This window comes from Mesorhizobium sp. M7A.F.Ca.US.006.01.1.1, assembly GCF_003997935.1.
In the GTDB taxonomy this organism is placed as follows: Bacteria; Pseudomonadota; Alphaproteobacteria; order Rhizobiales; family Rhizobiaceae; genus Mesorhizobium.
This window is the reverse complement of the sequence record NZ_RZQL01000200.1, coordinates 1-13054: the sequence shown is the minus strand read 5'-3', so window position 1 is coordinate 13054 and position 13054 is coordinate 1. Positions and strand designations below refer to the sequence as shown.

The window sequence follows — 13054 nt, the reverse complement described above, 5'->3', positions numbered from 1 at the left end:
GCGTCGAGCCGGCCGGTGATCGGCGATAGCGGCGCCCAGCGTTCCGACACCACGCCGTCTGCGACCCAGGCCGGATCGCGCGGCGCCCGCACCGCCCTCGACAGCAGCTGCCGCACCTTGCCCTGATCGCCGGTCTCGGCCTCCTCGATGTCGGCGAGCAGCAGATAGGCGCCCTCGCGGCGGTCCATCCGGATCGCCGCCTCGGCCTCGCGGCGGGCTGTCGAATAATCCTGCGCGTCGAGCGCGGCGCGCGCCACCGTCATCGAGGACTCGGCGTGGTTCTTCTTCATTTCCTGCAGCTTCTTCGCCCGGTTGAGGCGGTCGAGCACGGCGTCGCCCGGCCTTGCATGGGTATAGAGCTCGGCAACTTCCGGATGCGGCTCCGCCTTCCACGCCGCCTCGAGGATCTTCGAGCCCTTGCGCACATCGTTCTGCTTGAACAATGCGGCCGCGGCGGCAACGGCGGCGGGGGCGAAGTCGGGCCTAAGCTTGTTGGCCTCGATCGCCGCCGTCCGGGCGGCGGCGGGATCGCTGTCGGCAAGCGCCTGCGCCTTGGCGGTCAACAGCACGGCACGGCGGCGGCTGGCGGCATCGCGTTCTATCTGCCGTGTCGATTTCTGCGCGTCGACCAGTTTCAGGGCGCCGTTCCAGTCGCCGCGCGCGGTCAGCTCTTCCAGCGTCGATTCCGCCGCCCAGGCCAGCTGCGGCGCCACGGCGGCGGCGCGGCCGGCATAATGCCGGGCGGCGTTGCGGTCGCCAAGCCTTTCGGCTTCCAGATAAAGCCCGCGCAAACCCAGCAGCCGCATTTCCGGATCGTCGAGCATGCTCTCGAATTTCTGCCGCGCGCCTTCATGATCGCCTTCGAGCAGCGACGCCTGCGCTTCGAGCAGATGGATCAGCGGCTCCTGATCGGAACGGATCAGCTTGGCGGCTTCCTTGGTCTTCTTGCGGGCCAGTGCGCCATCACCGGCGCCGGCGGCAATCATGCCGGTCGACAGCGCCTGATAGCCACGATCGCGGCGGCGGACACGGAAATAGCGCGAGATGGTGTAAGGGCTGTTCCACAGCGACTTGAGCAGCCACCACAGGATCATCACCGCGGCGACCACGGCAACGACAGCCACCGCCGCCACCATCAGGCTGACCTGGTATTGATAGCCGCTGAAAGTGACGACCATGTCGCCCGGCCGGTCGGCCAGCCAGGCAAAGCCCAGCCCGAGCGCGAAAACGACGATGAGGAAGGCGAGCAGGCGGATCATTGTGTTGCCCTCATGCCTTCATCGCGCCCGAGATCAGCGCATCGACCTGGGTTTCGACCTCGATGCGTGCCTTCAGTTTTCCGGCAAAGTCGGCGCCAGCGGCCTTGGCGGCCTCGGGCAGCGTTTCATACTCGCTGAGTGCCTTGGCGTAGTCGCCCTGGTTGACCGCCGCCTCCATGCGCGCGACGGTTTCCGGTGCGCCGGCGCCTTCGACGGCGCCGATCGGCCTGACCTTGACCAGCGATTGCGCGCTCGACAGAAGGCTCTGAACGAAGCCGGCATTCTCATCGACAGGCGTCGCGGCTGTGATCATGGCATTGGCAGCGGCATCAGCCTGCGATGTGATCTCGGCGCGGGTTGGAACGCCCTTTCCGGCATAGGGGCGCAGTGCCGCTAGCTGCGGCGCATCAGGCGAAATCGCGGCGAGGGTTTCGAGTTCGGCCGAAAACGGCCCGCCACGCTCCAGCGCCGCCTTCAAGGCCGATGCCGCGATGGCAAGCGCGATCTTCGGCTGCCCCGCCGCCGCCTCGACCTTGCCTGACAGCTGCGACACAGACTGTTCCAGCGCTTTCAGCCGGCCATCCTGCGCGGTCGTCGCCTCGCCGGCCGACTTCACCTGCGCGTCGAGGCCGGCCAGTTTTTCGTTGAGCGGACCGAGATCGACCGGCGCCGAGCTGCCGGCCTTGCCGAGGGCGGCGACCGCCGTCTCGATCTGCGCGACCTTGTCGCCCAGTGCGGCGACCCCGGCCGCATCGCCTGCTCCACCTTTCTCGACAGCCGATTTCAGCGCCGCCACATCGGCCTTGACCTGCTCCAGGCCCGAGGACAGCCCGACCATCTTCGCCGCTGCATCGCCGTTGCCGCCGGTGTCCTTCAAGCCGGCGATTTCGCTCTTCAGCGAGGCGATGTCGCCATTGACGCCATCGAGCGAGACGCTGGCGCCGGACCCCGGCGCGCCGAGCAGGCCGGCAAATTGCAGCCCGCCGGCGCCGACCAGCGCGATGACGCCGCCGATGATGCCGGCGGCGATACCGTTGAGGCCGCCACGCTTTTCAAGGGCTGGCGCCATTTTCTCGTCCCGTGTCTCGGTTTTTGCTTTGTTGCTGTCGGGCTGCGTGCCCTTCGCCGATGCGTCCTCGAAACTGTAGTCAAAGGTTTTGGCGCGGTTGGGCGGCGCATCCGAACCGGGATAAGGGAGCTCCGGCTCGGCGGCCTTGGCTCCGCCATCCGCCGGCGCTTGCGCCTCCGCAGCGGCATCGGTATGCTCCCAGGGCTCGAGATCGGTCTGGTCGGCATGAACCGGCTCTTCGGGAACCGCGGGCTGCGAAGCGTTCGCTGCCTCCTCCGCCTTCGCCTCGTCTGTCTGCGCCTCCTGCGTCGCGGCGTCCTCGTCGGCGATGCGTGAGACGGCGCCCGGCTCGAGATCGATGGTCACCGGCTCGCGGCGGCTTTTCGAGTGTCGCATCTTCGGCGTCTTGACCATGCCTGGGCTCCGCACAATTCGCTTCGTCTCAACGCCTGGCGGCGCATGATGGTTCAGAAAGGGTCTAGCACATCACCAAGCGGTGAAAAGGGGCGGTGTGATGACGCGGCTCAGCGCGGCACTTGCAAAAGCGCCAGCAGTGCCTCCTCGTCGGGCTGCGCGGCGACGCGGATTCTTTCGCCGGCGGCACCGTCGAAGGCTGCGGCGATGCGCGTGGAAAGCGCAAAAACCCATGTTTTTTCGAAGAGACCGCGCAGAGCGGGCCGTCTTGCCAAGGTCTGCATCGCCGCCGCCGCCTTGGCTGAATAGAGCAATACCGCGTCGGCAGGTTGCCCGGACAGGTGTTCGAGGATGACTTCGTCCGGATAGCCCACTGCCAGCGTGTCATAGGTCTCGACGGCGTGGACCCGAACGCCCGCTGTCCCGAGCCTCTGTTCGAACGCCGGAAAACGCACGCGCCCGCAGAGGTAGACAATCGTCTTTCCGGAAAAATCGGCAGCGAGACTGTCGGCCAGCGCTTCTGCATCGCCCGGGCCTTCACTGACCGACAAAATCCCCGCTTTGCGCGCAGCTTCCGCCGTCCTTTTGCCGACCGCATGACAAGGCAAGGCGGCAAGCGTCGCGATGATTTCTTCCGGCGCATGGCGCATGGCATTGGCGCTGGTGACGGCCACCGCGACTGCATCGTCCGGGATCAGTCCGGCGGCGACGGGCAACGCCTTTGTTTCGGTCAGGGGCAAAAGAACCGGCTGAAAGCCCGTCTCCTCAAGCCGATGCGCAGTGCGCGAAGCACCCGGTTCCGGCCTGGTCACCAGGACGCGAAGCATTTCAGAGCCAGCCGTCGAAGAACTTTTCGCCGGCCTTGGCACGCACGCTCCGGGCCGCTTCACCACCGATGCGGGCGGCGTCCTGCGCCGGTCCCTGCAGCTCGACCGTGTGCGACTGCGTGCCGTCGGGCGAGATGATCAGCCCGGCAAAAGACAGTTTTCCGGCCTCGATCGCCGCATAGCCGGCGATCGGCGTGCGGCAGGAGCCATCCAGCGCCGCCAGGAAGGCACGCTCGCAGGCCAGCGCCTGGCCGGTCGGCACATCATGGACGGCTGCCAGCATCTTTTCGACATCGCGGTCGCCGATACGGGTTTCGATGCCGATCGCGCCTTGCCCCGGCGCCGGCGGGAAGACATCGAGCGGTATCAGGTCGGTGACGACATGCTCGAGCCCCAGCCGCTTCAGTCCGGCATAGGCCAGGATCGTGCCGGCGGCGACGCCTTCTTCAAGCTTGCGCAGCCGCGTTTGCACATTGCCGCGGAACATCACCACGTCGAGATCCGGCCGCATCCGGCGGATCAGCGCTTGCCGCCGCAGCGACGACGAGCCGACTTTCGCCCCGCGCGGCAGTTCGGCGATCGTCTTCGCCGCCTTGCCGACAAAGGCGTCGCGTGCATCCTCGCGCGGCAGGAAGGCCGAGAGTTCGAGACCGTCGGGCAGTTGCGTCGGCATGTCTTTCGACGAATGCACGGCGATGTCGATCCGGCCCGCCAGCAGCGCCTCCTCGATCTCCTTGGTGAACAGGCCTTTGCCGCCGGCTTCCGACAGCGGCCGGTCCTGGATGCGGTCGCCGCTGGTCGAGATGACGACTACCTCGAAAGCCTCCGCCGGCATGCCATGCGCAGCCATCAGCCGCGCCTGCGTTTCATGCGCCTGCGCCAGCGCCAGCGGGCTGCCGCGTGTTCCGATTCTCAAGATAGTTTGCATGGCGCGCAGTCCGTGATAACCCCCCGGCAAGCGAGGCTTTTCCGGGGTTCTCCTAACGGGGAAAGCCCCATGATACAATCTTTAGGGACAGCGACGAATTGATCCGCGTGCTGGGCATAGAGACGAGTTGTGACGAGACCGCCGCCAGCGTGGTGGCCATCGACGGCGACGCCGCGCCGAAAATCCTGTCCAACATCGTGCTCAGCCAGATCGAGGAGCATGCCGCGTTCGGCGGTGTCGTGCCGGAAATCGCCGCGCGCGCCCATGTCGAGGCGCTGGACGGCATCATCGAGGCGGCGCTTGCCGATTCGGGCACAGCACTCGCCGATATCGACGCGATTGCCGCCACCGCCGGCCCCGGCCTTGTCGGCGGGCTGATCGTCGGGCTGATGACCGCCAAGGCAATCGCTGCGGCGGCGAACAAGCCGCTGATCGCCATCAACCACCTCGAAGGCCATGCGCTGACCGCAAGGCTGACCGACGGGCTCGACTTTCCCTATCTCTTGCTGCTGGTCTCCGGCGGCCATACGCAAATCGTCGCCGTGCGCGGCGTCGGCGACTATCAGCGCTGGGCAACGACCATCGACGACGCGCTCGGCGAAGCCTTCGACAAGACGGCCAAGATGCTCGGCCTGCCCTATCCCGGCGGACCGAATGTCGAGAAGGCGGCACAGGCCGGCAATGCCTCGCGCTTTGCCTTCCCGCGTCCGATGAAGGGCTCGGCCCAGCCCGACTTCTCCTTCTCCGGCCTCAAGACCGCCGTGCGCCAGGCGGCGAGCGCCATTGCGCCGCTGAGCGATCAGGACGTCGCCGACATCTGCGCTTCGTTCCAGGCAGCGGTGGCCGATGCGCTGGCCGACCGCGTCTCCCGCGCGCTGACGCGCTTTCGCGAGACATTTCCCGGCACCAAAAACCCGGCCCTCGTCGTTGCCGGTGGTGTCGCCGCCAACCGCACGATCAAGATCATGCTGGAGCGGCTCTGTGCCGAGACCGGCTTCACCTTCATTGCACCACCGCTAAAGCTCTGCACCGACAATGCGGCTATGATCGCCTGGGCCGGCATCGAGCGGCTGCGCGCCGGCATGGCGCAGGAGAACGGTTTCGATTTCGTACCGCGCTCGCGCTGGCCGCTGGACAGCATCTCGGCGCCGATGGTCGGCTCCGGCCGGCGCGGAGCCAAGGCATGAACGAGCGGGCAATGAGCGGCAACGAAACCGCGCCAACCGGCTGGCGCGTTGCCGTGCTCGGCGGCGGGGCCTGGGGCACTGCCTTGGCCTTGGCCATGCTGCGCGCCGGCCATTTCGTCCGCCTTTACGCGCGCGACCCGGAGACCGTCGCCGCGATCGACCGTGGCGAAAATCCACGCTATCTGCCGGGCATTACGCTCCAGCCCGGCATCGTGGCGACCAGCAACGTCCAAGCCGCGCTCGACGGTGCCGACTGCGTGCTGGCAGTGACGCCGGCGCAGTCGCTGCGGGCTACGCTGGCGGCCGCGAAGGACCAAATGCCGGCCGGTATCCCGCTGGTTCTGTGTGCCAAGGGCATCGAGCGCGACACCGGCGCCTTGCTGTCGGCAATTGTCGAAGAAATCCTGCCGCTCAATCCGGTTGCCGCTTTGTCGGGTCCTAGCTTCGCCACCGACGTCGCCCGCGGCCTGCCGACGGCCGTTGTGGTCGCTGCCCGCGACGAGGCATTGGCCGCCGATCTCGCCGCCCGCTTTTCCGCTGAAAACCTGCGCTGCTATTCGAACGACGACCTGATCGGCGTCGAGATCGGCGGCGCCTTGAAGAACGTCTTCGCCATTGCCGCAGGTGCTGTCACTGGCGCGGGTCTCGGCGCCAGCGCCCAGGCCGCCATGGTGACGCGCGGCTTTGTCGAACTGCGCCGCATCGGTGCTGCCTTCGGCGCCAGGCCCGAAACGCTGATGGGGCTTTCCGGCCTTGGCGACCTGCTGCTGACCTGCTCGTCCACCCAGTCGCGCAATTTCGCCTATGGCCTGGCGCTCGGCCAAGGCAAGCCGCTTGCCGGATTGCCGCTGGCCGAAGGCGTGCCGACCGCGGCGATCGCTGCCCGCATCGCCACCGAGCGCAACATCGACGCGCCGATCATTGCCGCCGTCGCCGCCATACTGGATGGCACCATCACCGTCCGGCAGGCTGTGACGGCGTTAATGACCCGGCCGCTGAAGACCGAAACCAACGATTGATCCCCCACGACTTTGAACGATCAGGAGAAAAAGATGCTGTTTGCTGTGATTTGCAAGGACAAGCCCGGAAGCCTGCAGGTGCGCCTCGACACGCGGCCCGAGCATATTGCCTTTCTCGAGGGGTTGAACGGCGACAAGAAGCTGGCATTCGCCGGTCCGTTCCTCGACACCGAAGGCAAGCCCAATGGCAGCCTCGTGGTCGTCGAAGCGCCCGACTTGGCTGGCGCCCAAGCTCTGTCGGCCGCCGACCCTTACGCCAAGGCCGGCCTGTTCGAAAGCGTCGAAATCCGCCCGTGGAACTGGACGTTCAACAAGCCCGCGGCTAGTTAAATTCCGGTCGCTGGCGGATGACCCGCAAAGGAGGAGCAAAAGACATGAACTACTGGCTGTTCAAATCCGAGCCGTTCAAGTTCTCCTTCGAGATGCTGAAGGCCAAGGGCAAGGCCGGCACGCAATGGGACGGCGTGCGCAACTACGCCGCGCGCAACAACATGAAGGCGATGCAGATCGGCGATCTCGGCTTCTTCTATCATTCCAACGAGGGGCTGAACGTGGTCGGCATCGCCGAAGTCTGCGCGCTTGCCCATCCCGACACCACCTCGGACGATCCGCGCTGGGAATGCGTTGACATCCGCGCCGTAAGGGATGTGCCGAACCCGCCGACGCTGGAACAGGTCAAGGCCAATCCCAGGCTTGCCGACATGGCGCTGGTGCGGCTCGGGCGGCTTTCCGTGCAGCCGGTGACGCCGGCCGAATGGAAGGAAGTCTGCCGCATGGGCGGCTTGACGCCGGCTCCGTGACGGCGCTGACGCCGAACAGCGCCAAACAATTCATTCTCGACAACACGGCGCTGATGGCGCCGCCACACGTGCCGGAGATCCTGCTTCATCTTGCCGACGAAGCGCATGATTTGTGGCAGCGGACCGAGGATGAGCTGGTCGAGATCGGCCTGCCGCCGCCTTTCTGGGCTTTCGCCTGGGCCGGCGGCCAGGGCCTTGCCCGCCATGTCCTGGACAATCCCGGCACGGTGCGTGGCAAGCGCGTGCTCGACTTCGCTTCCGGCTCCGGCCTTGTCGCCATCGCCGCCGCCAAGGCAGGTGCCGCCAAGGTGATCGCCTCCGACATCGATCCGTTCTGCGCCACCGCGATCCGGCTCAACGGCGATATCAATGGTGTCGGGACCGAATTCCTCGGCACGGATTGCATCGGCACCGATGCAGGTTGGGATGTGGTTCTGGCCGGTGATGTTTTCTACGACAAATCCTTCGCCGACCGGCTGATGCCATGGTTCGCAACGCTGAAGGCGCGCGGCGCCGAAATCCTCGTCGGCGATCCCGGACGGTCGTATCTGCCGAAGAAAGGGCTGGAGCCGCTTGCCGTCTATGAAGTGGCTGTCACGCGGGCGCTGGAGGATGCGCTGGTCAAGCGCACGACCGTCTGGCGGTTCGCTTGACGCGATCGCCGAACAGGCGTTCCATCACATTGGTATTCGGAGGGGGAAATCATGGATTTTTCAGCAGTGAACTGGCTGGCGGTGGTCGCCGCCGCGATCGTCGCATGGCTGTTCGGCGCCGCCTGGTACATGAGCCTGAGCAAGCCGTGGCTGAAGGCCGCCAAGCTCGATCCGGCGACGATGAAGAAATCGCCGCTGCCCTTCGTCATCAGCTTCATCGCCGAACTGGTCATGGCCACCGTCATGGCGCTGGTCGTCGGCGCGATGACCGGCGGCGAGCCGACATGGATTGCCGGACTTGTCTTCGGCTTCGTGCTCTGGCTGGGTTTTGTCGCCACGACGCTCTCGGTCAACCATCGCTACGAGAATTTCGACTGGGACCTGACCCTCATCGACGGCGGCCACTGGCTCGGCGTGCTGCTGATCATCGGCGCCGTGATCGGCTGGTTCGGCGCGGCGGCAACCTGATCAAGAAGGGAGTAGGGCAGTAGGGAAATAGGGGCAAACGGCACCGACTGCTATGCCTACTGCCTACTGCCCTACTGCCCTTTGTCCGTGGTCCGCGTCTTGGCGACTTCCTCGAGTATCCATTCGCGAAAGGCGACGATGCGCGGATCGTTGGCGGCATTTTCGGGATAGACCAGGAAATAGGCGAACTCGGGCGCCACCCGCAGGCCGAGTTCGAAAGGCTGCACCAGCCTGCCCTGGGAAAGGTCGTTCGCCACCATGGCGAAATCGGCGAGCGCAACGGCATTGCCGTCGAGCGCTGCCTGGACGGCATCCGTGGAATTTCCGAAGACGACGGTCCGGCTGTCGTCGAAATCAGTGATGCCGGCCGCCGCCATCCACATCCGCCAGTTCGGCCATGTCACGCCTTGCCGCGACCATTCGATATGGGCAAGCGTATGGTTGAAGAGGTCGCGGGGCTCGCGCAGCGGCGGACCGGACGTCAAGAGGCTCAGGCTGCACACCGGAATGAGGATGTTGTCGAACAGCCGGTGGGCGCGAAGGCCCGGATATTTGCCGGCGCCAAAACGGATGCCGACATCGATGTCATCGAGTTCGAAATCCCGCACTTCATAGGCAATGTCGAATCGCAACTCGATATCGGGGTGACGCTTGCGAAAATCGTCGACGCGCCGCATCAGCCATTTTGACGCGAACTGCGCATCCAGCGTCACTTTCAGCAGCGCCGTGCCGCGCGTCAGCTTTTGCGCCCGCGAAACAGCCCGGCCCAGCAGGTCGAGCGCGTCTGCCGAGGCGTCGAACAGCACCGTCCCCGCCTCGGTGAGCCGGATGGTGCGGCTGGTGCGCGTGAACAGCACCAGCCCGAGCTGATCCTCGATTTCCTTGATCTGATGGCTGACGGCGGCCGGCGTCAAGCCGAGCTCGTCGGCGGCACGGGTGAAATTGAGGTGCCGGGCCGCTGCTTCCAGTGTCCTCAAGGCACGAGTCCCGGGCAGAAGGCGAGCCATCCTATCCTCAAAGAAAACTTGATGATCTGGAGAAAACTACTCGTTTCTCGCAGGGATTTCAATCTGGCATGATCTGTTCATCGAAACATCATCAAGCCGGATTTGATATCCGGGGAGAGCGGAGCACACCATGTCCATCATCGTTTTGAACTCATCGACACCCCGTCCGAACTGGCTGGCCGAGACCCTCGACTGGTTGCGTCACGCCCGGGTCGCGATACGCCTCGCGCGCCGCGACATTGACTACCAGAACGTCGAGGATCTCTCCGACCGCCAACTGCGCGATATCGGCGGCGCGCGCCGTGACGTCGCTCGCGCAATGGACAGAGAACTTGGCCGGCTGGGCCTGCTCGACATCGGCTGGCAGAGACCTGGCCGTAAGGGAATAGGGGAATAGGGGAATAAGAAAAACCAAGGCTGCGCCGAGCTTGTCCCTACTCCCCTACTATCTTACCACCCTCACCACCGTCCGATCCGACAGCAGTGGCAGCAGTCGCGCCATCGTACGAGCCGTGACAGCCACACAGCCTTGCGTAGGCGTGAAGCCGGGGCGCGCCAGATGGAAGAAGATGGCGCTGCCGCGCCCGCGCCGGCGCGGCGACAGGTTCCAGTCGAGCACAAGACAGGCGTCGTAGAGCCGGTCGTCGCGCCGCATGCGTTCGTGGCTGGCGCCGTAGGGAATCTTGACCGGCCTGTTGTAGTTGCGGTCGTCGGGCACTTCGCACCAGCCCAGATCGGGCCCGATCGGCGTCATCGCCAGCCGGGTCCTGCGGCCATTGGAGAACTGATCCCCCCGGAAATATCCCGACAGGATCCGCATCGCGGCCAGCGGCGTGGCGCCATCGCCTTCGCGCTTGCCCGCCGAGATGCCGCCGCGCCCCAGCGCACAGGCAAACACCGTTTTCCCGGCCTGCAGCAGGCCCTGACTTGGATGGCCGGGCCTGGCCCGCACGGTCAGCACACGCAGCCCTTTTCGCAAAATTGCGCCGGCTGCATTGCGATCGTGTTTTTTCTTGTATGATCGTGCCACGGAACAAATCACTGTGAACGGCTGTTGCGCCGGTCAGCTTCCGCATAAACAGGCAGCGGTCAACTGAATTTTCTTTTCAAAACAACGGATTGATCCATGACTTCACGCACCATACTGATCGTCGACGACGATGACGACCTGCGCGGCACACTGGTCGAGCAATTATCCCTTTACGAGGAATTCGACGTGTTGCAGGAATCGACTGCGGCAAAAGGTGTCGCCGCAGCGCGCGGCGGCCTCATCGATCTGCTCATCATGGACGTCGGGCTGCCCGACATGGATGGCCGCGAAGCGGTGAAGATCCTGCGCAAGGGCGGCTACAAGGCGCCCATCATCATGCTGACCGGCCACGACACGGATTCGGATACGATTCTTGGTCTCGAGGCCGGCGCCAACGACTATGTTACGAAGCCGTTCCGCTTTGCCGTGCTGCTGGCACGCATTCGGGCGCAGTTGCGCCAGCATGAGCAGAGCGAGGATGCCACCTTCTCGGTCGGGCCCTATACTTTCAAGCCCAGCCAGAAACTGCTGCTCGACCCGCGCGGCGGCAAGGTGCGGCTGACGGAGAAGGAGGCCTCGATCATCAAATATCTCTATCGCGCCGACCAGAAGGTGGTGACGCGCGACGTGCTGCTCGAGGAAGTCTGGGGCTACAATTCCGGCGTCACCACGCACACGCTGGAAACCCATGTCTACCGGCTGCGCCAGAAGATCGAGCGCGATCCTTCCAATGCGGAAATTCTTGTGACAGAAAGCGGCGGCTACAAGCTGGTTCCTTAAACATTTCATTATCCAATGAGCGGCCGGGCGGGGCCGCTTTCGGGTACGATCCAGTTGGAGGGTGGTTTGGATCGAACTCGCAGAGGAGGAGTCGGACTGTCGGTTCGGGGACATAGCTAGATGGCGCTGGATGACGACATCCGCGTCCTGTCCGCCGTGAGGCTCTTCGAGGGCTTCACGCAGGAACAACTGCGCCTGCTCGCCTTTGGCGCCGAGAACACCAGGCTGATTGCCAACCACAAGCTCTATCGCGAGGACGACGAGGCCGATTCCGCCTATATCGTTGTCAGCGGGCGCATCGTGCTCTACCGGGAGCAGGGCGGTGAACGCATCCCGATTGGCACGGCAGGCCCCGGCACGATCCTGAGCGAGCTGGCATTGATCGCCGACACCAACCGGCTGACCAGCGCCTCGGCCGAGATCGATTCGGAAGTGATGCGGCTCAGCCGCAAGATGTTCCGCCGCATCCTGGAGGAATATCCCGAGATCGCGGTCAAGCTGCACCAGCGCATCTCGGAGGAATTTCAGGCGATGATCCGTCGCATCGAGGAACTGGCGCCGCGCTTCTCCGGCTGAGGCAGCGCGCCCACGAAGCTGCTGGCTTCGCAGCCGAAGCAGCCCGGATCCAGGGGCAAAGCTCCGTTGACAGGCACGAGGTGAAATCCTAAAGCACCTCGAAGGCGGCCGGCGCAGCAGGCGCCATCACCACCAGGCTCCTGGGGGAGCGAGCCATGCCATCAGGGCGGTACGAGACGATTATCTTGTATTCCCGCAATGACGCGTTCGGCGACGGACTGATCCGGATTCCGGCTTTGCGCGCCGCCAGAACGGCATTCCCCGATAGTTTCATCGTTTACGGGACCACCCGGTCGTCGTCCCTTGAACATAGCCTCAATCGCCATGCCGGCCGTTTGGTCGATGCGATCAAAGTGCGGACGCCGCTGGCGCGCCTGATCGCCGATCACCGCAAGGGCAAGGGGCGATTGGCCGTTGTCGATTTCCGCATCTCGGCGCGTTGGCTGCTTCAAGCCTCGGCATCACTGCTCGGCCGCGGCATCGCCTATGAGGCAAACTTTCCGGCTTTCGCCCTTTCCTGGCGCCTGGGCCAAAAGCCTGAAGCACGACCCGGGCACAATGCCTGGCGCTACCACCGCCTCATCGAACGCCTTGCCGGCAAGCGGCTGCCTTTCGATCACCGGCTGGAGCCTGGCCCGGCCGCGCGCGCGGCGGCCAGGAGCCTTGCGGACGGCAAGCCTGCTCCTCTGATCATTATCGCGGCGCACGGCAGCGCCAGCAAGCGCATGTCGGCGGATCAGGTTGCCGCGATCGCCGACAGCCTGATCGCCGACGGGGCGGACGTTCTCTATGTGAAAACACCCGGCGATGGTCCCGATATGGCTGAACTGGCTCAACGCGTGCCGAAGCTGCGGCTTGTCGATCCCGCCGCGATCGAGGGTGTCGATACCGGTGACATCTTGCTGGCGATCGGCGAGTTTGCCGATCTTTACATCGGCGCCGAAGGCGGCACCGCACATCTCATGGCAACCGTGATGACGCCGATGGTTATCGTCAATGGCGGCGCCAACATGGCCCGTTGGAGGCCGCTTTCGAAC

Annotated in this window: 16 protein-coding genes; 10 read left to right on the top strand and 6 right to left on the bottom strand. The window is 65.0% G+C overall.

Annotated features, from left to right (window positions below):
- From EN943_RS27580 to hemC, 4 genes are all read right to left on the bottom strand, one after another.
- Nucleotides 1-1259: heme biosynthesis protein HemY (locus EN943_RS27580; RefSeq protein WP_164778405.1), on the bottom strand; the 1259-nt coding region annotated here is incomplete at its 3' end.
- A gap of 10 nt (nucleotides 1260-1269) precedes the next feature.
- Entirely contained in the window at nucleotides 1270-2742 is a 1473-nt protein-coding gene (locus EN943_RS27575) for a COG4223 family protein (RefSeq protein WP_127415410.1), read from the bottom strand.
- Nucleotides 2743-2852: 110 nt separating this feature from the next.
- Nucleotides 2853-3569: a uroporphyrinogen-III synthase gene (locus EN943_RS27570; RefSeq protein WP_127415409.1), complete on the bottom strand. Its 717-nt coding sequence runs from the start codon at nucleotides 3567-3569 to the stop codon at nucleotides 2853-2855.
- Between the two features lies 1 nt (nucleotide 3570).
- Nucleotides 3571-4497 (bottom strand): hydroxymethylbilane synthase, encoded by a 927-nt coding sequence (gene hemC / locus EN943_RS27565; protein WP_127415408.1) that lies wholly within the window; start codon nucleotides 4495-4497, stop codon nucleotides 3571-3573.
- Between the two features lie 101 nt (nucleotides 4498-4598).
- On the opposite strand from hemC, the gene tsaD reads away from it, so the two are divergent.
- Genes tsaD through EN943_RS27535 form a run of 6 tightly spaced genes read left to right on the top strand, consistent with a single transcriptional unit; the run spans nucleotide 4599 to nucleotide 8624 of the window.
- Nucleotides 4599-5684, top strand: coding sequence for a tRNA (adenosine(37)-N6)-threonylcarbamoyltransferase complex transferase subunit TsaD (gene tsaD / locus EN943_RS27560; RefSeq protein WP_206522817.1), 1086 nt, complete (start codon nucleotides 4599-4601; stop codon nucleotides 5682-5684).
- On the top strand, nucleotides 5681-6703 hold the full coding sequence (locus tag EN943_RS27555; protein WP_127415406.1) for an NAD(P)H-dependent glycerol-3-phosphate dehydrogenase: 1023 nt from the start codon (nucleotides 5681-5683) through the stop codon (nucleotides 6701-6703). The genes tsaD and EN943_RS27555 overlap by 4 nt, the downstream gene beginning before the upstream one ends.
- 33 nt (nucleotides 6704-6736) lie before the next feature.
- Nucleotides 6737-7033, top strand: a complete 297-nt coding sequence (locus EN943_RS27550; RefSeq protein WP_027037394.1) for a YciI-like protein — start codon at nucleotides 6737-6739, stop codon at nucleotides 7031-7033.
- Between the two features lie 44 nt (nucleotides 7034-7077).
- Nucleotides 7078-7503 carry an EVE domain-containing protein gene (locus tag EN943_RS27545; protein WP_027163062.1) on the top strand — a complete coding sequence of 142 codons (426 nt, stop codon included), beginning with the start codon at nucleotides 7078-7080 and terminating at the stop codon, nucleotides 7501-7503.
- The gene (locus EN943_RS27540) at nucleotides 7458-8156 is read left to right on the top strand and encodes a methyltransferase (RefSeq protein WP_206522815.1); all 699 of its coding nucleotides are present in this window, start codon (nucleotides 7458-7460) and stop codon (nucleotides 8154-8156) included. The genes EN943_RS27545 and EN943_RS27540 overlap by 46 nt, the downstream gene beginning before the upstream one ends.
- Before the next feature lie 51 nt (nucleotides 8157-8207).
- Nucleotides 8208-8624 carry a DUF1761 domain-containing protein gene (locus EN943_RS27535; RefSeq protein ID WP_127415405.1) on the top strand — a complete coding sequence of 139 codons (417 nt, stop codon included), beginning with the start codon at nucleotides 8208-8210 and terminating at the stop codon, nucleotides 8622-8624.
- A gap of 71 nt (nucleotides 8625-8695) precedes the next feature.
- Here the strand turns inward: EN943_RS27535 and gcvA are convergent, their stop codons facing one another.
- Nucleotides 8696-9631, bottom strand: a complete 936-nt coding sequence (gene gcvA / locus EN943_RS27530) for a transcriptional regulator GcvA (protein ID WP_127415404.1) — start codon at nucleotides 9629-9631, stop codon at nucleotides 8696-8698.
- A 130-nt stretch (nucleotides 9632-9761) separates the two neighbouring features.
- Between gcvA and EN943_RS27525 the strand changes: the two genes are divergently transcribed.
- Complete coding sequence (locus EN943_RS27525) at nucleotides 9762-10028, top strand: hypothetical protein (protein ID WP_127415403.1); 267 nt, start codon at nucleotides 9762-9764, stop codon at nucleotides 10026-10028.
- Nucleotides 10029-10076: 48 nt separating this feature from the next.
- On the opposite strand, the gene EN943_RS27520 is transcribed toward EN943_RS27525, so the two are convergent.
- Complete coding sequence (locus tag EN943_RS27520) at nucleotides 10077-10613, bottom strand: L,D-transpeptidase (protein ID WP_206522816.1); 537 nt, start codon at nucleotides 10611-10613, stop codon at nucleotides 10077-10079.
- Between the two features lie 144 nt (nucleotides 10614-10757).
- On the opposite strand from EN943_RS27520, the gene EN943_RS27515 reads away from it, so the two are divergent.
- The 3 genes from EN943_RS27515 to EN943_RS27505 form a co-directional block, all read left to right on the top strand.
- Entirely contained in the window at nucleotides 10758-11441 is a 684-nt protein-coding gene (locus EN943_RS27515) for a response regulator transcription factor (protein WP_013528898.1), read from the top strand.
- 120 nt (nucleotides 11442-11561) lie between these two features.
- The gene (locus EN943_RS27510) at nucleotides 11562-12017 is read left to right on the top strand and encodes a cyclic nucleotide-binding domain-containing protein (RefSeq protein ID WP_023811239.1); all 456 of its coding nucleotides are present in this window, start codon (nucleotides 11562-11564) and stop codon (nucleotides 12015-12017) included.
- A gap of 155 nt (nucleotides 12018-12172) precedes the next feature.
- Nucleotides 12173-13054, top strand: an 882-nt coding sequence (locus EN943_RS27505; protein WP_164778404.1) for a glycosyltransferase family 9 protein, incomplete at its 3' end; no start/stop codon positions are given.